The sequence below is a fragment of the Nocardia sp. PE-7 genome (assembly GCF_030486425.1).
GTDB classification, from domain to species: Bacteria; Actinomycetota; Actinomycetes; order Mycobacteriales; family Mycobacteriaceae; genus Nocardia; species Nocardia salmonicida_A.
Map to the genome: position 1 here is coordinate 3486559 of NZ_CP129614.1, position 23077 is coordinate 3509635.

Sequence of the window (23077 nt, forward strand, 5' to 3'; positions counted from 1 at the left end):
CGATCAATTACACTCCCGCCATGGACGATCGGCGGGTTCGTTGACCACCCCGAGACGGGGCCGGGTTCCGCAGCGCCGCATCGCGGAAACCGTCGCGGCGGAACTACGCGACCACATCCTCTCCGACGACAACTACCGTCTCCCGACCCAGGATCAGCTGGTCAAGGACTTCGGCGTCAGCTATCCCTCGATTCGGGAATCGCTGCGCATCCTGGAGACCGAGGGCCTGGTCACGGTCCGCCGAGGCAATGTCGGCGGCGCCGAGGTACACCGACCCGACGAGGTCTCGGCGGCCTATCACCTCGGCCTCGCCCTCCAGGGCGCCCGGGTGACACTGGGCGATCTCGCGTCCGGACTACAGGCGCTCGAGCCGATGTGCGCCGCCGAATGCGCCCGGCGCGAGGACCGCGCCGAAGTGGTCGTCCCCGCCCTCGAGGCCGCCGTCGACGCCTCGGCCACCATGGTCGGCGACGGCGTGGCCTTCACCCAATCCGCCCGCGAGTTCCACGATCTCGTCGTCTCTTTCACGCCGAACGTGACCGTCCGCTACGTCGTCAGCACGCTCGTGGCCCTGTGGTCAGCACAGGAGCAGGCCTGGGCAGAGGCGACGACCCGACGGGGCGAATACCCCTCCGAGGCCGACGCGCACGACGCCGTGCGCTTCCACCGTCGGCTCGTCGAGGAAATCGCCGCGGGTCGGGCGGAGGAGGCCGAGCGGCTGGCGCGCGCACACTTGGCCGCGACGCAGGCAGTGGTGCTCGAACGTTTCGACGGCGGCGTCGTCAACGCCTCGTCGGCCATGTCGCGCCAGTCGATCCAGTCCAGCCACCGCGCACGCATCTAGTCGCACCCGCGGCCCGGTCGAACTTCCTCGACTCCGCGCGCCCGAATCAAGGCCGATGCCTGTCGCCGGATCACGGCGTGGCACAACAACATTCACCCCTGGCGTGCCGTCGCTGACGCCACGACGCGCAGCGGCCGCACGCCGCTGCGTTCACCCCGGCTGACGGACACCCTCCTCGCGGCGCCTCCCCTGCCGCCGGACTTCGCGCCCGCTCGCGCCCAGATCTCCTGACAATTCTTCACAAAAGCGCATGTCAACAGCGGTAGAGTGCGAATTGCAGCCAATGAGATTGTGATTCTCTCTCGTCGCGCATGCTAAACAATCCTTACAAGGATAACAATACTTGTAATGCTCACTACTTGCTGGCAGGCTCCGATCCACCGACGAAGTGGTCCGCATCACGATCCGGCGATCCGGCCGAGTGCGACGCCACCCCTCGCGGACCCCGACGCTCTCACCCCGGAGGAGGCCCCACCGTGACGCAAGGGGCGCGCTACATCAGCACCACAGCAATGAGCCTCGCCGAAGGGTGGAGCCTGGAACGCCTCACTCCGCCGAGCCGACTCTTCGGCGCGAACGGTCTGCGCACCGGCCCCGACGGGCGCGTCTACGTCGCCCAGGTGACCGGCAGCCAGATCAGCGCACTCGACATCACGACCGGTCGACTCGAGACGATCAGCGCCAAGGGCGGCGACATCATCGCGCCCGACGATCTGGCCTTCGACGACCAGGGCAATCTGTTCGCCACCGAGGTGATGGACGGGCGCGTCAGCATGCGCGGCGCCGACGGCCACACTCGGGTACTGCGCGACGACCTGCCGAGCGCGAACGGCATCACCGTGCATCAGAACAGGTTGTTCGTCAACGAATGTCGGGTCGGCGGGCGACTGATGGAACTGTTCACCGACGGCAGCGAGCCCCGCGTTCTCGCCGAGAACCTCGCGATGCCCAACGCCATGGAGGTCGGTCCCGACGGGCTCCTCTACTACCCGGTGATGGGCACCAACGACATCTGGCGCATCGACCCGCTCGGCGGCGAACCCGAACGAGTAGTCGGCGATCTCGGTGTCCCCGACTCGGTGAAGTTCGACGCGGCGGGCAACATCGTCTCCACCCAGGTCAGTACCGGCGAGGTGCTGCGCATCGATCCGCGCACCGGCGAGCGCACCGTGCTGGCCACCCTGAACCCCGGTTTGGACAACTGCACCTTCGTCGACGGCAGGCTGTTCGTCTCGAACTTCACCGGCGAGATCACCGAGATCCTCGACGGCGGGCAGACCCGCACGACCCTGCCCGGCGGCCTGAACTGGCCGCTGGATCTCACCGTCGACAGCGACGGCGAACTCTTCGTCGCCGACGGCACCTACTTCTATGTCCTACGGCCGGGGCGTGCGCCCGAGTCGGCGGGGATGCTGTTCAGCCCGGGGTATCCGGGCTTCATCCGCGGCGTAACCGCTATCGGCGCAGGCGAATTCATCGTCACCACCTCGGGCGGTCAGATCACGCGCTACCGACCCGCGACCCAGGAGAGCGAGGTGCTGGCCGATGAACTCGACCAGCTCTACGGTGTCGCGGTCGCACCCAGCGGTGACATCGTCGCCACGGAGTTCGGCACGGGCAGGGTGCTGGCCGTGCGATCGGGCGGGCGCGTCGAACAGCTGGCCGCCGACCTGCATCAGCCGATCGGTGTCGCGTTCACACCGGACGGGACCTGCCTGGTCGCCGAATCCGGTGCGGGGCGCATCGTTTCGGTGAGCAGCGCCGGCGTGGACACGGTGGTGGACGGGCTGGAGCAGCCACAGGGAATCCTGGTACGCGAGGGCGCGCTCTATGTCGTCGATGTCGGCAGCAAGTCGCTGATCAGCGTGGATCTCGCGACCAAAGTGCGCACCACGCTCGCGCAGAACCTGCCGGTCGGCGCTCCGCCCGGAGTCACGCCCAAGCCGCTGCGCGGATTGCCGCCGTTCTCCGGACCGCAGGGCCCCTTCGCCGGGATCACCGCAGGACCCGACGGCACGCTGTATCTGTCGGCCGACGCCGAGGGCAGCGTGCTCGCGCTGCGGCGCACGACATGAGCCGGGCCGTGCCGACCGATCTCACCGGACGCGTCGTCGTCGTGTCCGGTGCGGCGGGCGGCGGGATCGGGACCTCGGTGGTCGAGATGGTCGCCCGAGCCGGGGCCACCGTGATCGCGGTGAGCCGATCTCCGGACAACCTCGCCACCCACCTCGATCCGCTGGTGGCGCAAGGGCTCTCGATTGTTCCGGTGGCCGCCGACGCCTCGACCGACGAGGGCATCGCCACGGTGCTCGCGCAGATCCGCAGGACCGAGGGCGAGCTGCACGGGCTGGTCAATGTCGCCGGCGGCGCCGCGCCGGCGACGTGGATGCCCGCGCTGCGGGTGAGCCGCGCGGACTGGCGCGCGTTGTTCACCCAGAACCTGGAAACGATGTTCTTCATGAGTCAGGCTGTCGCCGCCGAACTGAAAGCACGACAGCGCCCCGGCTCGATCGTCTCGATCTCCTCGATCAGCGGGATGAACACCGCGCCCTTCCATATCGGCTACGGCACAGCCAAGGCCGCGCTGGTGGCCGCGACCCGGACGCTGGCCGTCGAACTCGCCGCCGACGGAATCCGGGTGAACGCCGTCGCCCCGGGGGTGACCAAGACCCCTGCCTCGGCCACCTATGTCGGCGAGGACGCCGAGCGGGACCGCCGGGCCATCGCCATGGGTCGACGCGGTCGACCCGACGAGCAGGCGGGGGCGATCCTGTTCCTGCTCTCGGACCTGTCGACCTACATCACGGGCCAGACCCTGCTGGTCGACGGCGGGCTCGACCTCAAGTGGACCCACCTCGACGCCGACCACACCTCCCTGTTCCTCGAGGACGCCGCGTTCCGAGCCGCCATCACCCGTGAGGAGAAGCCATGACCGACACAGTCGACAACATCGAATCCGCTGTCGCCGCAACCGAAGAAGCGCTGTCGACACCGCGCACGATCGGCGTCGAGGCCTATCTGTCCGAGGAGTACGCCCGCGCCGAACGCGACAAACTGTGGGCCAAGGTGTGGCAGCAGGTCGGGCGGGTCGAGGAACTGGCGAAGGTCGGAGATTTCCTCACCTACGACATCCTCGACGACTCGATCATCGTGGTGCGGTCGGCGCCGGACACCCTGCGCGCGCACTACAACGTCTGCTCGCATCGAGGTCGCAGGCTGGTCGACAACGCCCCCTACGCGCGCCAGACACGCGGCAGCTGCAGGCAATTCGTCTGCGGCTTCCACGGCTGGCGCTACGACCTGGACGGCAACAACACCTTCGCGGCCGAGCAGCAGGACTGGCCGCGCGGTCTGACCCCGGACAAGACCCGGCTCTCCGAGGTCAGGGTCGACACCTGGGGCGGTTGGATCTGGATCACCATGGACCCCGACGCCGAATCGCTGCGGGACTACCTGGAACCGGCCGCGAGCCTGCTCGACCCGTTCCAGCTGGAGAACATGCGCTACCGCTGGCGGCGCTGGCTGGTCTTCGACTGCAATTGGAAGGTCGCGCTGGAGGCCTTCATGGAGACCTACCACGTGCCCTACACCCACCCCGAGTTCATGAATTTCGGTAACTTCCTCGGCTGGTCGCGCGCCCAGGGAAAGCACAGCAACATCGGCTACGACGCACCCAAGGGCATGGAGGAGAACCAGGCGAAACTGCGGCTCGGTGCCGGTCCGGACGCCCGCATGTCCACCGCCGAACTACAGAACTTCACCTGGGAGAACGCCAACACCAACACCACGAGGACCTTGGTCGACGCCGCGAATCGCCTGGTAGCCGAACTGCCGGAGGGCACGCCCGCCGATCAGGTCCTCAAGCACTGGCTGCAGTCGGCCAGGAACTACGACGCCGAACGCGGAGTGGTGTGGCCGACGGTGGACCCGCAGGTGGTCGCCGCCGCGGGAACGGCATGGCAGATCTTTCCCAACTTCCAGATCGGTCACGCGCTCAACAACATGCTCTGCTACAGCGCCCGACCCTTCGGCTACGACCCGGACAAGTGCATCTTCGAAGCCGCGGTCTACGAACTGTTCCCGGCGGGCCAGGAACCCAAGACCGAGTGGGAGTACACCGCCGAGGACGATCCGGCGTGGCGCACGGTGCTGCCCCAGGACTTCTCCAACATGGCCGCGGTCCAACGGGGCATGAAGACGCGCGGGTTCTCCGGGCCCAAGCCCAACCCATATCGCGAACGCAGCGTCGTCAACCTGCACCACAACCTGGCCACCTACATGGGCACGGGCGCACCGCGCGATCTCTCCTGAGTCCCGTGCCCCACTTACCCGAAGCACCGCATCACACCGAGGAATTCGCCATGCACACCTGCGAACCGACGCAGACGCCCGAGGTCGATCGCGACGCGCTCCGAGCGAGGTATCTCGCCGAGCGCGACAAGCGGATCCGCCCGGAGGGCCAGCAGCAGTACGTGGAGGCCGAGGCGGAATTCGCCGAGTACCACGAGTCCGATCCCTACACCCCGGTCGTAGCGCGGCCGCCGATCTCGCAGGACATCGATGTCGCGATCCTCGGCGGCGGACTGGCCGGACTCGTCACCGCGGCCCGGATCACCGGTGCCGGGGTGGAGAACTTCCGCATCATCGAGCACGCCGGTGACTTCGGCGGCGCCTGGTACTGGAACCGCTACCCCGGCATCCAGTGCGACACCGACTGCTACTGCTACCTGCCGCTGCTCGAGGAAGTGGGCTACATCCCCCAGCAGAAGTACTCCTTCGGCGACGAGGTCTTCGAGCACTGCCAACGCATCGGTAAGCACTTCGGCCTCTACGAGAAGGCGATCTTCGGCACGCTGACCCGATCGATGACGTGGGACGCGTCGATTCAGCGCTGGCGGATCGGCACCAACCGGGGTGACGAGATCCGCGCGCGCTTCGTCATCATGTGCCAGGGCCCGTTCAACCGGCCCAAGCTTCCGGGCATCCCCGGGATCGCCGATTTCGCCGGCCATACTTTCCACACCGCGCGCTGGGACTACGCCTACACCGGCGGCGACATGCGCGGTGGCCTGGACAAGCTCGCCGACAAGCGGGTGGCGATCATCGGTACCGGCGCCAGCGGGGTGCAGTCGATCCCCCACCTCGCCCGCTCCGCGCAGCACCTGACCGTTTTCCAGCGCACCCCGTCCTACATCTACGAGCGCGGCAACGTGCCGACCGACCCCGCGTGGGTACAGACCTTGCAGCCGGGCTGGCAGGAGGAGTTGCGTCGCAACTTCCACACCGGCGCGTTCGAAGCCTACGGTCCCGGTCAGAACGATCTGGTCTGCGACGGATGGACCGAGGTCAGCCGCAATGTGCGCGATCACCTCGACCGCACCGGCGGCTGGGCGGATCTGACGCCGGAGAAGTTCATGGAGCTGCGGGAGCTGCTGGACTACCAGGCGATGCAGCGGGTGCGCGACCGTGTCGACGCCGTTGTCACCGATACGGCCACGGCCGAAGCGCTCAAGCCGTACTACCGATTCCTGTGCAAGCGGCCCTGTTTCAACGACGACTATCTGCCGACCTTCAACCGCCCCAACGTCACCCTCGTCGATGTGTCGGGCACCAAGGGCGTCGAACGGATCACCGCCGGAGGCATCGTCGCCGACGGTGTCGAACACGAGGTCGACTGCATCATCTTCGCCAGCGGCTTCGAGATCACCACCGATCTCGACCGGCGCTTCGGCATCGCCCCCTTCGCGGGCCGCGACGAGCTCTCGCTCTACGACCACTGGGCCAAGGGATATCGCACCCTGCACGGCACGATGACCACCGGCTTCCCGAACCAGTTCTTCACCGGCTTCCTCCAGGGCGGGGTGACCGCGAGCACGACGGCCATGTTCGAGCAGCAGGCCACCCACATCGCCTACATCATCAAGGAAACGCTGGCCCGTGGCGCTACCACGGTGGAACCCACCGCCGAGGCGCAGGAGCAGTGGTGCACCACCGTGCGAGAGAGCGCGATCGACAACAGCAACTTCCAGCGCGAGTGCACCCCCGGCTACTACAACAACGAGGGCGAGCAGCAGATCCGCTCCCACCTCGGTGACCCGTACTGGCCCGGCTTCTACGCCTTCGAGGATCTACTCCAGGCGTGGCGCGACACCGGCGAACTGCCCGGCCTGGCCCTCGGCACCCCGCCCGAACCGGCCCGATGAGGCGCGTGGTGAACGGAACGCGCCATGTCTGAACTCGGTTTCGAGGGCAGAGTCGCCGTGATCACCGGCGCCGGAAGAGGATTGGGCCGCGCCTACGCGCTGCTGCTCGCCGCGAAGGGTGCCCGGGTCGTCGTCAACGACCCCGGCAGCACCATCAGCGGCGACAGCGGCGACGCCGGGGTCGCCGAGGCGGTGGTCCGCGAGATCACGGCCGCCGGCGGTACGGCGGTGGCCTGCACCGATTCGGTGGCGACCGCGCAGGGCGGTCAGGCGATCGTGCAGACCGCGCTCGACGCCTTCGGCCGGATCGACATCATCGTCCACAACGCGGGCAACAACCGGTACGCGCCGCTGTCGGAGATGACCTACGAGGACTTCGACGCCGTGCTCGATGTCCACCTGCGCGGCGCGTTCCATGTGGTGCGGCCCGCCTTTCCGCTGATGTGCGCCGCCGGATACGGCCGAGTGGTCCTCACCTCGTCGATCGGCGGGCTGTACGGCAACCACCGGGTCGCCAACTACGGCGCGGCCAAGGCGGGTCTGATCGGACTGTCGAACGTGGTCGCGCTCGAGGGCGCCGAGCACGGCGTCCGCTGCAACGTGATCGTTCCCGCCGCGCTCACCCGCCTCGCCGAGGGCATCGACACCTCGGCCTACCCGCCCATGGACCCGGAACTGGCGGCGCCGGTGGTGGGTTGGCTCGCGCACGAATCCTGTTCGATCACCGGGGAAATGCTGGTGTCGATCGCCGGAAGGGTGGCACGGGCTTTCGTCGCCGAGACCCCAGGGGTGTACCAACCGTCCTGGTCGATCGAGGAGGTCGGCGCGCGGATCGACGCGATCCGCGCGACCGAGAACCCGTGGATCCTGCCGGTGGTCCCCTCCGGCCATCTCGACCACATCACCAAGAGCTTCGCGACAGCCATGGAGGGCAGCACGCATGTCGGTTAAAGTCTACGAACGCATTCTGCAACTCTTCGAGGCCGAAGGCATCAACACCCTCTTCGGCATTCCCGATCCGAACTTCGTGCACATGTTCCACCTCGCCGAAGAAGGCGGGTGGCAGGTGGTGGCTCCGCACCACGAGGAGTCCGCCGGTTTCATGGCCGAGGCCGTCTCCCGGATGACCGGAAAAGCCGCGGTGTGCATCGGCACGCTCGGCCCCGGCGTCGCCAATCTGGCCGGCGCGATGATGTGCGCCAAGGTCGAGAACTCGCCGGTCATCTTTCTCGGCGGGCAGCGCGCGCGGATCACCGAGCAGCGGGTGCGGCGCGGCCGTATCCAGTTCGTCAAGCAGGCCGCGCTGTTCGAGCCGTCGGTGAAGTACTGCGCCAGTATCGAATACGCCGACCAGACCGACGAGGTCATCCGAGAGGGGCTGCGCAAGGCACTCTCCGGCACCCCCGGTCCGGTGTACATCGAGTATCCCTCGCACGTGATCCAGGAAGAACTCGACGTCGCGCCCGCGCTGGCGCCCTCGGCCTATCGCCTGGTCGGGCAAACAGCAGGTCCGGACCGGATCGCCGAGGCGGTCGAGTACATCAGGGCGGCGAGCCAGCCCGTGCTGCTCGTGGGGCACGGCGTGCACACCACGCGCGCGGGCGCGTCGGTCCGCGCACTCGCCGAGGCCATGGCCTGCCCGGTCATCCAGACCTCGGGCGGCACCTCCTTCATCGCCGGTCTCGAGGACCGCACCTTCCCGTACGGTTTCTCGGCGGCGGCGATCGACGCGGTGGTGAAATCCGATCTGTGCCTGGCCATCGGCACCGAATTGGGCGAGCCGGTGCACTACGGTCGCGGCAGGCACTGGGTCGCCAACGAGGCACATCGCAAGTGGATCCTCGTCGAGCAGGACCCCGAGGCCATCGGGGTGAACCGGTCGGTGGACGTGCCGCTGGTCGGCGACCTGCGCGCGATCGTCCCGCAGCTGGTCGAGGCGCTGCGCGACACCCCGCGCACCCCCACACCCGAGCTCGCGGGCTGGATCGAACAGGACGCGGCTCAGCTCGCCGAACTGGCCGAGACCGCGCCGTCGGGGATGTCGCCGGTGCACCCGGCTCGGCTGATCGTGGAGGCGACGAAGTCGTTCCCGGCCGACGGCATCATGGTGCGTGACGGCGGCGCGACCACCATCTTCGGCTGGACCTACTCCCAGGCCAAACCCCATGACGTGATGTGGAATCAGAACTTCGGACATCTGGGTACCGGCCTGCCCTACGCCGTCGGCGCCGGTGTGGCCGATGGTGGGAAACGGCCGCTGATGCTGATCACCGGCGATTCCTCGTTCCAGTTCCACATCGCCGAACTGGAAACCGCGGCGCGGCTGAACCTTCCGCTGGTCTGCGTGGTCGCGGTCGACTACGCGTGGGGGCTCGAGGTCGGCGTCTACAAGCGCACCTATGGACAGGGCTCGCTCGAGACCGGCGTCCACTGGAGCACGAACACCCGATTGGACAAGGTCGCCGAGGGTTTCGGTTGCTACGGCGAGTACGTCGAACGCGACGAGGACATCGCCCCCGCCATCAAACGCGCCTACGCCAGCGGACGACCTGGCGTCATCCACGTCGCGGTCGACCCCAAGGCGAACTCGGAAGAAATGCCGAGCTATGACGAATTCCGCACCTGGTATGCGGAAGGAACTCAGTGAGGAAATCATGCGTGAATATCTGAAGCTCTATATCGACGGACAGTGGGTCGAACCCGCCGAGCCGCGGACCATGGACGTGGTGAACCCGGCCACCGAGCAGGTGTGCGGCACCGTGGCCGTCGGCACGGCGGCAGATGTGGACCGTGCGGTCGCCGCCGCGCGCGCCGCCTTCCCCGGCTGGTCGAGCACCGATCCCGCGCAACGGATCGCGCTGTTGCGCGCCGTCCTGGCCGAATATCAGAAGCGCGCCCCCGACCTCGGGGCGGCGCTGATCGAGGAGTTGGGGGCGCCGGCCGCCCTGGCCAACGGATTCCAGGTGGATCTGGGGGCGGGCCAGCTGAGCACCGCGATCGAGATCCTCGAACGGTTCCGCTTCGACGAACAGCGCGGCGCCTCACTGATCGTCAAGGAGCCGATCGGGGTGTGCGCCCTGATCACCCCCTGGAACTGGCCGCTGAACCTGATCGCGGTGAAGGTGTTCCCGGCGCTGGCCACCGGCTGCACGATGGTGCTCAAGCCCTCAGAACTGTCACCGTTCACGGGGCAGATCTTTGCCGAGATCCTCGATGCCGCAGGCGTTCCCGCTGGGGTTTTCAATCTGGTGCAGGGCGACGGCCTCGCCGTCGGCGTGCCGCTGACGAGTCATCCCGACGTCGACATGGTCTCCTTCACCGGGTCGGTCAGGGCGGGCATCGACATCGCGCGCAACGCGGCGGCCGGGGTCAAACGGGTCACCCAGGAGCTGGGCGGCAAGAGCCCCAACATCATTCTCGATGACGACGCCTTCGCCGAGAACGTCGGCAAGGGCGTGGTGAGCATGATGCTCAACTCGGGCCAGACCTGTAGCGCGCCTTCGCGCATGCTGGTGCCGCATGCGCGGATGGCCGAGGCGATCGAGGTCGCCCGTGGCGCGGCCGAGGGGGTCACCGTCGGTGATCCGCTGGGCGATTTCGCCATCGGCCCCGTGGTGTCGGGCGCGCAGTTCGACAAGATCCAGGCGCTGATCCAGAAGGGTATCGGCGAAGGCGCGACACTGGTGGCGGGTGGGCCGGGGCGGCCGGAGGGCCTGAGCACCGGCTACTTCGTGCGGCCCACGGTCTTCGCCGAGGTCACCAACGACATGACCATCGCCCGCGAGGAGATCTTCGGGCCGGTCCTGACGATCCTGGGCTACGACGATCTCGATCACGCCGTCGACATCGCCAATGACACCGACTACGGGCTGGCCGGATTCGTCGCCGGCACCGACCTGGCACAGGCGCGTGCGGTGGCCCGCCGGATCCGAGCGGGGTCGGTCTCGATCAACGACGGGTTCGACTTCGAGGTCCCCTTCGGCGGGTACAAGAAGAGCGGCAACGGTCGCGAGTGGGGCGAATTCGGCTTCCACGACTACCTCGAGATCAAGGGCGTACTCGGGTACGCACCGCCGGAAGGATGAGGGGCGCGATGCCAACCCTTGCCACGAAGAAGCTGAGCGACACGGTCGGCGTCGAAGTACTCGACGCCGACATCGACCGGCTGTTGACCGATCCCGATATCCCCGCGGCGTGCATGGCGGCGCTCGAAGAGTACGGCGTCCTGCTGTTTCGCGAACTGCACATCGGCGACGAGGCGCAGGCGGCGTTCGGTCGCCGCCTCGGCGAGCTGGTGCAGTTCCCGCTGTACGCGAATCCCGATGTCATGCAGATAAGTTTCGACCCGGACAATCCGAACGCCGAATACTTCGCCAGCAACGATTTCTGGCACCTGGACGGGGCGCTGGACGCCATCCCGGCGAAGGCGTCGATGCTCAGTGCCCACGTGATCGCCACCGAGGGCGGCGAAACCGAGTTCGCCAGCACCTACGCCGCTTACGACACTCTCTCCGACACCGAGAAGCGGGATTTCGCCGGACTGCGGGTGGTCCATACCTTCGAGGCCATCCAGCGACTGACCTACCCGGAACCCACCGCGGAACAGCTGAGCGAGTGGGCCTCGCGGACCGTCCGCGAACATCCGCTGGTGTGGGAGCACGAAACAGGGCGTCGCTCACTGGTTTTCGGAGCGACCGCTTCACACGTTCTCGGCATGGACACCGCAGCGGGCCGATCGTTGCTGGCCGAACTCCAGGAGCGAGCCACGGCCCCGGATCGTGTGCTGCGACATGCTTGGTCGGTCGGCGACCTGGTGATCTGGGACAACCGCGGCCTGGTCCACCGGGCCTGTGCCTTCGACCGGCGCGAACCTCGCCGGATGCACCGCACCACCCTGCGGGGCGAAGAGGCGATCAAATGAGTTCTCGCACAGCCGTTGTCACCGGCGGCGCTTCCGGGATCGGCGGTGCGATCAGCACCCGGCTGGCCGCGGACGGCGCTCTCGTCGCCATCTTCGACATCGACGGCGCCGCGGCCGAGGCGGCAGCGACGGAGATCGAGAACGCCGGGGGCAAGGCCATCGGCCTGACCGTCGATGTCACCGACCGCACCGCCATCGATGCCGGTCTCGCCGAAGTACGCGCCCGCCTCGGCCGCCCGACGGTGTTGGTGAACAGCGCCGGACTGACCCTGGACGGCCCGTTCCTCGACATCACCGCGGCGGCCTGGAGTCGTGCCCTGGCGATCAATCTCACCGGGACGTTCGACTGCTGTCAGGCGGTGATCCCGGACATGATCGAGCAGGGCTGGGGCCGCATCGTCAACATCTCGTCGTCGAGTATCCACAGCGGCGCAGCCGGTTTGGCGGGCTATGTCTCGGCGAAGTCGGGCGTGGTCGGCCTGACCAAGGTATTGGCGCTCGAATTCGCCAAGCGGGGGATCACGGTGAACACCGTCCCGCCGGGATTCATCGATACACCGATGCTTCGGCGGACAGTGGAGCGCGGGTTCATCGACGTCGACGCCCAGATTGCGCGCACCCCGGTCGGCCGGATCGGCACTCCCGCCGATGTCGCCGCCACCTGCGCGTTCCTGGTCAGCGAGGAGGCCGGCTACCTCACCGGCCAGGTCATCGGCGTCAACGGCGGGCGCAACACATGACCGCGACCGACGATCCCGCGCAACCACGCATCTCGCCGCTTCCGACGGCGGAATGGTCCACCGAGATGACCACCTTCCTGGCCGGCTTCCGCACCGCCGCCGCCACCGGGGCCGAGCCGTCCGGCGGCCGCCAGAGCGGCGCCAATCTCCTGGGCACCCTGGCCAGGTATCCGGCGCTGGCGAAACCGTTCTTGACCTTCACCGGCCATTTCCTGTCCGGCTCCGCGCTCACGGCCCGGCAGCGGGAATTGCTCGTGCTCCGGGTGGCGGCGGTCCGGCGTTGCGGCTACGAGTGGGCACAGCACGTGATCCTGGCCGCGGGCGCGGGTCTGGGGCCCGAGGAGATCACCCGGATCTCCGAAGGCCCAGCCGCACCGGGGTGGTCGGCGACCGATCGGTGGTTGCTCACCGCCGTCGACGAACTGCTCGCCGACGGCGTGGTGCGTGAGGACACCTGGAACGCCTTGGCGACCGAGTTCGACGAACACCAGCTGATGGATCTGGTGTTCGTCGTCGGCACGTACACGATGCTCGCGATGGCCCTGAACTCGTTCGCTGTGCCTGCCGAAGCCGCGCTTGTTCCGTTTCTGCCCGCCGACGGGTGATCGTGGGCTAGGTGCGCCGAGTGAGCACCGCGTCGGCGGCGACCCAGTGCTCATCGGCCACCCACAGCCGCGCGAAGGCGTCGACGGCTTCCTGTGCCGACACCCCGGCGACGACTCGCTTGATCTCGCCGGCCTGCGCGGTAGCCAGCGATCGGGCCGCCGCGCGCCAGCCAGCCTCGAAATCGGCCCGTGGCAGCACCCGGTCCACCAGCCCCAGTCGCTCGGCCTCGGCCACCGCGAGAATGGTCCCGGCACCCGCGAGCAGCAACGCCCGACTCTTACCGACCAGGGCGGCGAGCCGCTCGGCCCCACCCCAGGCGGGCATGATCGCCAGGGCGGACTGGTTGAATCCGATCTTGATGTCGTCGGCGGCGATCCGGATGTCCGCGGCGACAGCGACTTCGGCACCGCCGCCGAGCGCGTGCCCGTTCAGCGCGGCGATCACCGGGGCAGGGAAATTCGCCAACCGGTCGCAAATCGACCGCATCCGCCACGCCATCGCCGCGGCCTGCTCCTCGGTACGCAGCGCGCTCAGTTCTTTCAGGTCGCCGCCGGAGACGAACGCGCGGTCACCGGCTCCTCGAATGACCAGGGCGCGGGCGCCTTTCGCTCTGTCGAGCGCGTCGTCGAGCTCGTCCATCGTGCTCGGCGCGATGGCGTTGCGGGCCTGTGGTCGATCGATCGTGATGACCGCGACACCCTCATCCAACTCGAGGTCGACCATCTGAGATTCTCCCATCGCGAGATTGTCATTCTTGATTTCAGAGAATAACATCATCGCCGCAGGACCTCGGATCGGGCATTGGAGTCTCACGTGCGCAGCATTCCCGCCGACTTGATCGAGCAGTACCGAACACAGGGGTGGTGGACCGGCGAACCGATCGGCGAATTGCTGACGCGCGGTCTCGCCGCCGCACCGGACACCGAGTTCCGGGTGCACTCGGCCGAGCGCCCCTGGTCGGCCACCTTCGGCGAGGTCGAGCATCGGGCTCGGCGCCTCGCCGCCGGCCTGCGCGCTCGCGGAGTCGGTCCCGGCGACGTCGTGGCGTTCCAACTGCCCAACTGGATGGAGGCCGCCGCGACCTTCTGGGCCTCGGCCTTCCTCGGCGCTGTGGTGGTGCCCATCGTGCACTTCTACGGCCGCAAGGAACTCACCTACATTCTCGAGGCGACCGCACCGAAGGTGTTCATCGCGGCCGAGCGGTTCGGACGCCTGGAGTACCAGGCCGATCTGTGCGCCGACATTCCGATCGTCGGCGTCGTGGGACGCGACTTCGACGAGCTGCTCGCCGATGACCCGATGCCCGGCTTCCTGGCGTCCGATCCGGCGGGCCCCGCGCTGATCGCCTTCACCTCGGGGACCACCAGCGCGCCCAAAGGCGTGGTGCACAGCCACGAGACCCTCGGTCACGAAACCCGGCAGCTGGCCGCCTGGTATCCGCCCGAACGCGGTAAACAACTCACCGCGGCCCCCGTCGGACACTTCATCGGCATGGTCAACGCCTTCCTGATTCCGGTGCTGGACGGCTCACCGGTGAATCTGACCGATGTGTGGGATCCGGAGCTCGTTTTGGCGCTGATGCACAGCGACGGACTCACCGTCGGCGGCGGCGCGACATATTTCGTCACCAGCCTGCTCGACCATCCCGATTTCTCCGACGCGCATCTGCCCCGGATGAAGTACGCGGGCCTGGGTGGGTCATCGGTGCCCGCGGCGGTCACGCGTCGGCTCGACGATCTCGGCATCACGGTCTTCCGCTCCTACGGCAGCACCGAACACCCCTCGATCACCGGGTCGCGGGTCACCGCGGCATCGGACAAACGCCTGTTCACCGACGGCGACGTCCTCCCCGGCGTGGAGATCCGATTGGCCGAGGACGGCGAAATCCTCAGTCGCGGACCGGAATTGTGCCTCGGCTACACCGACGACGCCCTCACCGCCGCTGCCTTCGACGCCGATGGCTGGTACCACACCGGTGATATCGGCGAACTCGACGCCGACGGGTACCTCACGATCACCGATCGCAAGGCCGACATCATCATTCGCGGCGGCGAGAACATCAGCGCCCTCGAGGTCGAGGAGATCTTGCTGACCATGCCCGGGATCGCGGAGGCGGTCGTCGTCGCCGCGCCCGACGCCCGACTCGGCGAACACGCCGCCGCCGTGGTGCGGCTGCGCACGGGCCACCTGCTGCCGACCATCGACGAGATGCGGGCACATTTCGACCGGGCCGGTGTCGCCAAACAGAAGTGGCCGGAGGAGTTGCACCAGGTCGAGGACTTTCCACGGACCGCCAGCGGCAAAGTGCAGAAGTTCCACGTCCGACGCACCCTCGCCGACCGGCAACCGAGTCGATGAACGATCCGCTGCTGGACGGAGGGCTCGCGCTCTCGGAATCAGGAGCGCCGACCAGACCGCTCATCGTGCTCGAACTCGACGACCTCGGCGCCGCGTCCCCCGAGTCGATGCTCGCGACGGCCGCTCGAATCCGGGAGTCGACCTCGCTCGTCGTCGGGGTCCTGCGGCGACCACCTTCCGCGGCCATCGGACCCGTGCTGGCCGCCGCCACGCTGACCTTGACCGACCGGCCGACCTCGGGCCTCCGTTCAGAGGTGGTCTCCGTGGCGAACATCGATGCCGCCCTTGCGTCATTGCGTGCCGCTGTCGCCCGATCGCCGCGGGCCGCGCTCGTCTGCGGCCATCTGCTTCGCGCGAGAACCGAACGCGACACCACGCCCGCGCTGGCCGCCGAGGCCGCGGCCTACTCGATGCTGCTCGCCGGCCCCGAATTCGCTCGATGGCTCGTCGAGCGCGGGCCCGCCAAGCCCGCACCCGCTACCGATCGCCCCCTGGTTCGACTGCGGCGCAACGCGGACCACCTGTCGATCCTGCTGGATCACCCGCAGCGTCGCAATGCGCTGAGCACGTGGCTCCGGGAGGAACTTCTCGCCGCCGCGCAGGTGGCAGTCGCGGACCCGAGTATCGCGACGATCGAACTCAGTGGCGAGGGACCCGTGTTCTGCAGCGGTGGTGATCTGGCCGAATTCGGCTCCGCGACAGACCTAGTCGCCGCGTACCTGGTGCGACTCGATCACGCACCATGGCGAGCGCTCGATCGCATCGCCGACCGTCTCGTCGTCCGCGCCAACGGCCCGTGCATCGGTGCGGGCGCCGAAATCGCCGCGTTCGCGGGAACGGTCACCGCGACCCCGGATACGTACTTCTGTTTCCCCGAGGTGCGGATGGGCTTGATCCCCGGCGCGGGCGGAACCGTCAGCGTGCCGCGGCGGATCGGCCGCTGGCGCGCCGCATGGCTGATGCTGACCGAACAGCGACTCGACGCCGCTACGGCACTGGACTGGGGCCTGATCGATCAGGTGACCGGTGCCCGGCGCTGACGTGCGATCAGATCCCCAGGCGGACAACCGAACACCGCAGGCGGTGGTGGACGAGTGGATGCGGACCCTGACCACCCACACCGTCCCCGAAGACTTTCCCGCCGAGCTGGACTGCCCGGTGCTGGCCTGGGCGGGTTCCGGTGCGATGGCGCTGACCGGCCACGATGCCGCACCGGTGCTGTCCCCCGCACCCGCCTACAACCTGTTGCGTGCGGCGCTGCGCGCGCTGTCGTGGATCACCGAAGACCTCGGCGACCGCGTCGACCTCGACCCGGCGGTCGCGTTGACCGGCAGGGCGCGACGAGCCGGACTACGGCGAGCGGGGCTCCGGTCGGCGAACGGCACGAGCAAGCTGCTGCGCACCACCGACGGGTGGTGCGCCCTGACGCTGAGCCGCCCCGACGACATCGACGCCGTCCCCGCGATTCTCGGCGGGATCGTCGACGGAGATCCGTGGACTGCGCTCGAGGCGGCAGCCGCACGGTCATCGGGGGCCGACCTGGTCCAGCGAGCACAACTGCTCGGCGTTCCGGCCTCTGTGCTCACCACGCCCCGAAAAGTGCTGCCATGGGGCGTTTCTCGCATCGCCACACCGGTCGCCGCGCGATCGCTGCGTGGACTCGTCGTCGTCGATCTGTCCTCGATGTGGGCCGGTCCGCTGTGCGCGCGCATACTCGGCCTGGCCGGAGCGCGGGTGATCAAGGTGGAGGGTGCGCACCGGCCCGACGGCACCCGCGTCGGCGATCCTCGGTTCTTCGACTGGCTGCACGCCGGACACGAATTCCGCACCATCGACTTCCGCTGCGAGGCGGGTCGAAAAGCCTTGGGAGAACTCCTCGATTCGGCCGATATCGTGCTCGAGGCGTCCCGTCCACGGGCATTGGCTCAACTCGGCCTCGCACCCGAGGATCGCCCGCACCGCGACGGGCAGATCTGGTTGAGCCTCACCGGCTACGGCCGATCCGACCCGATGCGGGTGGCCTTCGGTGACGACGCCGCGGTCGCGGGCGGCCTGGTCGGGCGGCACGAGGGCGAGCCGGTCTTCTGCGCTGACGCGATCGCCGATCCGCTCTCGGGGATCTGCGCGGCGCTGGCGGTGGCCTGCGCACGCCACAGCGGTGGTGGCGTGCTGATCGACCTGTCCATGCGAGCCACGGCGGCGGCTTTCGCGGCCGCGCCGCCTATCACGCACGGACCTCACTCGGTTCGCGGACACCGCGACGACTGGATCGTGGAATGCGCACCGACACAACGCCGCAGCACCGTTACCGCACCGGCGGCACTGTGGCCGGGTGATGACTGATGCTCATCCGACGGGCTCGGATCTTCGGGACCGAGCACTCCGATGTTCGGTGGCACGGTAGGTCGATCACCCAGTGTGGAACCGGGTTACGGCCGTTTCCCGGCGAGGACGTCATCGACGCGGGCGGCGGGTGGCTGCTGCCCGGCCTCCACGACCACCATGTGCACCTGCGTTCCCTCGCCGCGTCCGACGATTCACTCCAGCTCGGCCCACTGACGGTCCACACCGTCGATGAGCTGGCGGCTCGGCTGCGGCAGGCGGACGCGACCTTGCCGAAGGGGGTATGGATCCGTGGCGTCGGCTACCACGAGTCGGCGGCTGGGGAGTTGGACCGGTGGGCACTCGACCGCTTGATCCCTGGGCGTCCGGTCCGTATCCAACATCGCTCCGGCGCCCTCTGGACGCTCAATTCGCGGGCCTGCGCAGCGGTAGAGCTGGAGCACTGCACACAGCCAGGGGTGGAACGCGACCTCGACGGCCGGGTCAACGGCCGACTCTGGCGGATGGACGCCTGGCTCGGCGCCCGGATCGCCACCCGGCCCCTCGATCTCACGACGGTCAGCGCGCGCGCCGCGGCACTGGGGATCACCGGCGTCACCGACGCTACTCCCGGCCTGCGGCAGACCGATATCGACGACTTCGCCCGTGACGTGGCCGGTGGCCGAATTCAGCAACGAGTTCACTGCATGGCACCGCCCGCCGTCACCGCCCCGGGGATCCTGAGGTTCTCCTTGGGGCCGACCAAGATCCTGCTCGACGACACCACCCTGCCGACCCTGGATCAGTTCGTCGCGCGCATCCGCGAGATCCACGCCGCCGATCGATCGGTCGCGGTGCACTGTGTGACCAGAGTCCAACTGATTCTGACGATGACCGCGCTCGACGGCGCGGGCGTGCGTCCCGGCGATCGCATCGAGCACGGTGCGATCATCCCGGTCGAGGCGATGGCGTGGTTGCGGGCGAACCGGATACCGGTGGTGACCCAACCACATTTCCTGGTCGAACGAGGCGACCAGTACCGGCGTGAGGTGCCCGTCGAGGATCGTCCGGATCTGTGGCGGCTCGGTTCTCTGCTGGCAGCGAGGGTGGGGGTGGCCGCAGGCACCGATGCCCCGTTCGGTGGCGCGGACCCCTGGCGACTCATCCGTGCCGCCGTCGACCCGGATTCGGGTCGTGCTGCGGCCGAGCGTGTTTCACTGCCCTCGGCAGTGCGCCTGTTCATCGGCCGACCCGAACGGCCGACCGTGCCGCGAACCATCGCACCCGGCGAGGTCGCCGATCTGACGCTGTTGGCGGTGGCACCCGAGGAAGTGGCCGCGATCCTGCCCACCCCACCGATCGCGGCCACCGTCGTCGACGGACGGATCGTCTACGGCTGAGACGTGCCGCGTTCGTCCGGCCCGGCCAGGATCGTCACAGCCGCCACCGCGGTGGGACCACCGATGGAGTGCGCCAAGCCGATGCGCGCTCGATCGACCTGGTTCGCCGCGTCGCCGCGCAACTGCTCGAACAGCTCCACACACTGCGCGACGCCGGTGGCGCCCGGCGGATGCCCCTTCGACTTCAAGCCGCCGCTCGGATTCACCGGTAGCGCGCCGCCGACACTGGTGACTCCCGCTTCCACGAGCTTGTGGGCCTCGAATCGGTCGGCGAAACCCAGATCCTCGTAGCTCATCAACTCGATGCCGGTGAAGAAGTCGTGCACCTCGGCGACATCGATGTCCGACGGAGTCAACCCCGCCATCCCGAAAGCCTGCTTGGCCGCGCGGACCGTGGCGGGGAAGGTCGTCATATCCCGCTTGTGCTGGTGCATCACCGAATCCATGCCGAGGCCGACCCCGCGAATCCACACCGGGCGATCGGTGTAGCGATCCACCACGTCCTCGGCGACGAGCACGAGAGCTGCCGCTCCGTCGCTCTGCGGCGCGCAATCGTAGAGCCCGAAGGGGGTGACCACCGTCGGCGCCGCGAGGGCTTCTTCGATGCTGATCTCGAAGCGTAACCGCGCCTTGAGATTTCGAACGCCGTGCTTGTGATTCTTCACCGCGACCATGGCCATGTGCTCACGGGTGGCAGGCGATTCGTGCAGATACCTGGCCACGTGCAGCGCGAACCCGGCAGGCGCGACCAGCCCGAGCGGATAGTCCCATGCCATGTCGCGGGTCATCGCCTCCCACTCCCACAGCATGTCCTTGGACGCCGACTCGCGCAGCTTGTCCGCGCCGACCACCAGGGCGACGTCGATGGCGCCGGAGGCGATACCGAGCAGGGCGTTGCGGACCGCGTCGTGCCCGGTGGCACAGGCGTTTTCGACGCGGGTCACCGGAATATCGGGCAGGCCGAGGGTGTCGGCGAGAATGCCGGAGGCGAACCCGTCGGCGGTGCCGAGCTCGCCGAACCAGGCGGCCTGGATATCGGACTTGCGCAGCCCCTTGTCGATGCTGCGCGCGCAGTCGGCGAAGGCCATCGGCACGAGATCTTTGATACCGAGCGCGAAATGCTCGGCGAAGGGCGTCATTCCGGCGCCGACGATGGCAACTCTTCTCATGCTGCCGACTCCTGTCGTTCGAGGGTTTCCGGTTCGAAGGCGTAGCCGTAGTCCGGCACTCCGGACCGCACAGCCACGCGCCGCAACACCATGCGGCCGCGGTCGCCGATGGCCACCGAACCCGGTTCGGCGCTGGTCACCTTCACCAGCGCGCGCACACTGACCTCGTCGAGTTCGACGATGACCAGCGAGTAGGGCGTCTTCAGCCCCGGCACCGGCACATGCACCGTCACCGACGTGTAGACGACGGCGGTCCGCGGCAACGGCACCAGCGTGTAGTCGGTGCGCAGCGCACCGTCGTCGTCGACCCGATATCGGGGCGGGAAATCCAGTTCGTCGGTGTCGGCGTGCCGACCGGCGGCCCAGCGCACTTTCGCCTCGAAGGCGCGCTCGTAGGCGGCCAGGGAGATCGGGATGTCGGCACCGGGCACGAATGTGGCCAGGGGTTTCCCGCGCGGCTCCGGTTCGTGCCGATGCACCGGCACCACGCCCGCCGCCACCGTGACAGCGGACAGACTCCCCTGCTCCACGCCGACGAGCGGACCCGCCTGCCCCGCTTCCACCAGCGCCGCCAGCGCGAACAATCCAGAACTCGCACCCAACGTCGGCAGCGGTGGCGGGGTACCGACACATAGATCGGCGGCCTGTTCGTGATCGACGCCTGCCACGGCGACGGGGGTGTCGAGCCAGGACGCGGCCAGTGACCCGAGTAGTCCACGTTCACGCAACAGTCGGGGGTCGCCGTAGTCGTGCACGACGCCGGTGGCATAGCGAGCCCGGACCGGCAGGCTCCGGGCGACACGCGCCACGGTCCGCACCTGTAACCCCCGTTCGCCCGTCACCGCGGCGGCCGCACCCGCCGGATCGAGGTCGACGCCGATCACCAGAGTCCGCGGCCGCGCCGAGCCGAGGGCGTCCAGGGTCGCAGGCGCACCGCCGAGGCGCTCGGTCACCTCGAGTTCGGAATCCAAGCCCAGACCCGCCAGCAGCACCGCGGCATTGCCGCCTTCCAGCAGCGGGAGATCGCGGCTGACCAGCACGACGTGCTCCACCCCGGACCCGGCGGCGATCGCGGCCCGACCCGCTTCGACCGCGAGCGTGATCGCGTCCTCGTCGTCACCGGGTACGCGTTTTTCGGCGGTACCCCAGCACGGCAGATAGGTACCGACCGAAGCGATCAACGGCATCGTGCTCTCCCGACCTAGATGGTAATCTCATTCTCATATTAGAGAATGCTTTCTGATAGCGTCCCCGATTCGATCACATTGCGGTGTCGCAACCCGACACTACCGCAGCTTCAATGAAGCGGAAATGCCCTCCTCCGACGAGCCTAACCGCACGTCGTTGCCCCTCTCTTGTGCGCAAATCCGCTGCGAGAGTATGGTTCTCCCATATTGAATGGAGAGTCTCCTTGATCGAGATGCATCCCCCCTCGCCCTCGCCGACCAGCGGCGGCTTCACCGTCGCACAGCGCCTGCGCGCGAGCTTCTTCCATTACGCGAAGGCGGTACTGCCCGACATGACGATCGCCGCCTGCGCTGTCCTGGTCTCCGCGGAGGCCGGCCATCTCACTGCCGTGCCCGCCCACTGCGAAAGCGACCCGAAGCGATGACCAGTGCCGGGTCCGATCTGGTGCGGCTGCCGCACGATGTCCCGATCAGCTCCCACACCGTCGATATCGACGGTGTCCCGATGTCAGCGCTGCTGGCCGAGGCCGCCGATCCTCGTGCCGTCATCGTCGCGGTGCACGGGGGCGTGACGACCTCCGCCTACTTCGACTGCCCCGGCCATCCCCGGCTGTCGCTGCTGCGGACCGCACCCGCGCTCGGGTTCACCGTGCTCGCGATCGACCGCCCCGGCTACGGCAGTTCGGCACCACACGCGAGGGAAATCGCACCGGCCACCCGACGCGTCGACCTCGCCTATGCCGTCGTGGAGCGAATACTCGGGACGCGGCCCCGCGGCGCGGGGCTGTTCGTCCTCGCGCATTCGGCGGGGTGCGAGTTGGCTGTGCGCATGGCCGCCGACGAACGCGGCGCGACATTGCTCGGTATCGAACTGGCGGGCACCGGCCGAGAACACCATCCCGATGCCATCAGTAGCCTGACGGCAGGGGGACCCGGTCGAGGCGACCGCCTGCGCGAACTGCTCTGGCAGCCCAGCCATCTGTATCCCACCGAGATATACGGCGGTGCGGCGATCGCATCACCCGGCCCCGCCTATGAGGCCACCGTGATGCCGCGGTGGGCGACGCACGATTTCGCGCGCCTCGCCGCGAACGTCGCCGTTCCGGTCCAGTTCACCGTGGGCGCCTACGAGAGGGTATGGCGCACCGACCCGATCGCCCTGGGTGAGGTCGCCGCCCTGTTCACGGCCGCGCCGCGCGTAGTGCTCAACGAGCAAGCCGACAGCGGCCATAACCTGAGTATGGGGCACTCGGCGACCGCGTATCACCTCAGGGTCATGTCCTTCATCGAGGAATGTGTGATCGCGCGCCGATGACATTCTCGGTCA

20 protein-coding genes are annotated in these 23077 nt (G+C 68.2%); 17 read left to right on the top strand and 3 right to left on the bottom strand.

What is annotated here, in order from left to right; translation table 11 throughout:
- The first annotated feature begins 40 nt into the window (after positions 1-40).
- The 11 genes from QX204_RS16410 (at position 41) to QX204_RS16460 (ending at position 13313) form a co-directional block, all read left to right on the top strand.
- Positions 41-844, top strand: a complete 804-nt coding sequence (locus QX204_RS16410; RefSeq protein ID WP_301907745.1) for a FadR/GntR family transcriptional regulator — start codon at positions 41-43, stop codon at positions 842-844.
- A 512-nt stretch (positions 845-1356) separates the two neighbouring features.
- Entirely contained in the window at positions 1357-2919 is a 1563-nt protein-coding gene (locus tag QX204_RS16415; RefSeq protein WP_301908016.1) for an SMP-30/gluconolactonase/LRE family protein, read from the top strand.
- Entirely contained in the window at positions 2916-3776 is an 861-nt protein-coding gene (locus QX204_RS16420; RefSeq protein WP_301907746.1) for an SDR family NAD(P)-dependent oxidoreductase, read from the top strand. The genes QX204_RS16415 and QX204_RS16420 overlap by 4 nt, the downstream gene beginning before the upstream one ends.
- Positions 3773-5155 carry an aromatic ring-hydroxylating oxygenase subunit alpha gene (locus QX204_RS16425; protein WP_301907747.1) on the top strand — a complete coding sequence of 461 codons (1383 nt, stop codon included), beginning with the start codon at positions 3773-3775 and terminating at the stop codon, positions 5153-5155. The genes QX204_RS16420 and QX204_RS16425 overlap by 4 nt, the downstream gene beginning before the upstream one ends.
- Before the next feature lie 50 nt (positions 5156-5205).
- Positions 5206-7047, top strand: coding sequence for a flavin-containing monooxygenase (locus tag QX204_RS16430; protein WP_301908017.1), 1842 nt, complete (start codon positions 5206-5208; stop codon positions 7045-7047).
- A 24-nt stretch (positions 7048-7071) separates the two neighbouring features.
- Positions 7072-7998: an SDR family NAD(P)-dependent oxidoreductase gene (locus QX204_RS16435; protein WP_301907748.1), complete on the top strand. Its 927-nt coding sequence runs from the start codon at positions 7072-7074 to the stop codon at positions 7996-7998.
- Complete coding sequence (locus QX204_RS16440) at positions 7988-9694, top strand: thiamine pyrophosphate-binding protein (protein WP_301907749.1); 1707 nt, start codon at positions 7988-7990, stop codon at positions 9692-9694. The genes QX204_RS16435 and QX204_RS16440 overlap by 11 nt, the downstream gene beginning before the upstream one ends.
- Before the next feature lie 7 nt (positions 9695-9701).
- Positions 9702-11132 (top strand): aldehyde dehydrogenase family protein, encoded by a 1431-nt coding sequence (locus QX204_RS16445; RefSeq protein ID WP_301907750.1) that lies wholly within the window; start codon positions 9702-9704, stop codon positions 11130-11132.
- Between the two features lie 8 nt (positions 11133-11140).
- Positions 11141-11968 (top strand): TauD/TfdA dioxygenase family protein, encoded by an 828-nt coding sequence (locus QX204_RS16450; protein ID WP_301907751.1) that lies wholly within the window; start codon positions 11141-11143, stop codon positions 11966-11968.
- Entirely contained in the window at positions 11965-12708 is a 744-nt protein-coding gene (gene fabG / locus QX204_RS16455; protein WP_301907752.1) for a 3-oxoacyl-ACP reductase FabG, read from the top strand. Before QX204_RS16450 ends, fabG begins: the two co-directional genes overlap by 4 nt.
- Entirely contained in the window at positions 12705-13313 is a 609-nt protein-coding gene (locus tag QX204_RS16460; protein ID WP_301907753.1) for a carboxymuconolactone decarboxylase family protein, read from the top strand. The genes fabG and QX204_RS16460 overlap by 4 nt, the downstream gene beginning before the upstream one ends.
- 7 nt (positions 13314-13320) lie before the next feature.
- On the opposite strand, the gene QX204_RS16465 is transcribed toward QX204_RS16460, so the two are convergent.
- Positions 13321-14037 carry an enoyl-CoA hydratase/isomerase family protein gene (locus QX204_RS16465; RefSeq protein ID WP_301908018.1) on the bottom strand — a complete coding sequence of 239 codons (717 nt, stop codon included), beginning with the start codon at positions 14035-14037 and terminating at the stop codon, positions 13321-13323.
- 90 nt (positions 14038-14127) lie between these two features.
- On the opposite strand from QX204_RS16465, the gene QX204_RS16470 reads away from it, so the two are divergent.
- The 4 genes from QX204_RS16470 to QX204_RS16485 are packed head-to-tail and all read left to right on the top strand — an operon-like array spanning position 14128 to position 19394.
- Positions 14128-15672: an AMP-binding protein gene (locus QX204_RS16470; RefSeq protein WP_301907754.1), complete on the top strand. Its 1545-nt coding sequence runs from the start codon at positions 14128-14130 to the stop codon at positions 15670-15672.
- The gene (locus QX204_RS16475; RefSeq protein ID WP_301907755.1) at positions 15669-16712 is read left to right on the top strand and encodes an enoyl-CoA hydratase/isomerase family protein; all 1044 of its coding nucleotides are present in this window, start codon (positions 15669-15671) and stop codon (positions 16710-16712) included. Before QX204_RS16470 ends, QX204_RS16475 begins: the two co-directional genes overlap by 4 nt.
- Position 16713: 1 nt before the next feature.
- The gene (locus tag QX204_RS16480) at positions 16714-18015 is read left to right on the top strand and encodes a CoA transferase (protein ID WP_301907756.1); all 1302 of its coding nucleotides are present in this window, start codon (positions 16714-16716) and stop codon (positions 18013-18015) included.
- Positions 18015-19394: an amidohydrolase family protein gene (locus QX204_RS16485; RefSeq protein WP_301907757.1), complete on the top strand. Its 1380-nt coding sequence runs from the start codon at positions 18015-18017 to the stop codon at positions 19392-19394. The genes QX204_RS16480 and QX204_RS16485 overlap by 1 nt, the downstream gene beginning before the upstream one ends.
- Here the strand turns inward: QX204_RS16485 and QX204_RS16490 are convergent.
- On the bottom strand, positions 19385-20563 hold the full coding sequence (locus QX204_RS16490) for a thiolase C-terminal domain-containing protein (protein ID WP_301907758.1): 1179 nt from the start codon (positions 20561-20563) through the stop codon (positions 19385-19387). The two genes, QX204_RS16485 and QX204_RS16490, sit on opposite strands and share 10 nt — an antisense overlap.
- A complete protein-coding gene (locus QX204_RS16495; protein WP_301907759.1) occupies positions 20560-21750 on the bottom strand; it encodes a Zn-ribbon domain-containing OB-fold protein in 1191 nt (396 codons plus the stop codon). Before QX204_RS16495 ends, QX204_RS16490 begins: the two co-directional genes overlap by 4 nt.
- 224 nt (positions 21751-21974) lie before the next feature.
- Between QX204_RS16495 and QX204_RS16500 the strand changes: the two genes are divergently transcribed.
- Entirely contained in the window at positions 21975-22175 is a 201-nt protein-coding gene (locus tag QX204_RS16500) for a hypothetical protein (RefSeq protein ID WP_301907760.1), read from the top strand.
- Positions 22172-23065: an alpha/beta fold hydrolase gene (locus tag QX204_RS16505; protein WP_301907761.1), complete on the top strand. Its 894-nt coding sequence runs from the start codon at positions 22172-22174 to the stop codon at positions 23063-23065. The genes QX204_RS16500 and QX204_RS16505 overlap by 4 nt, the downstream gene beginning before the upstream one ends.
- The last annotated feature ends 12 nt before the right edge of the window (positions 23066-23077 follow it).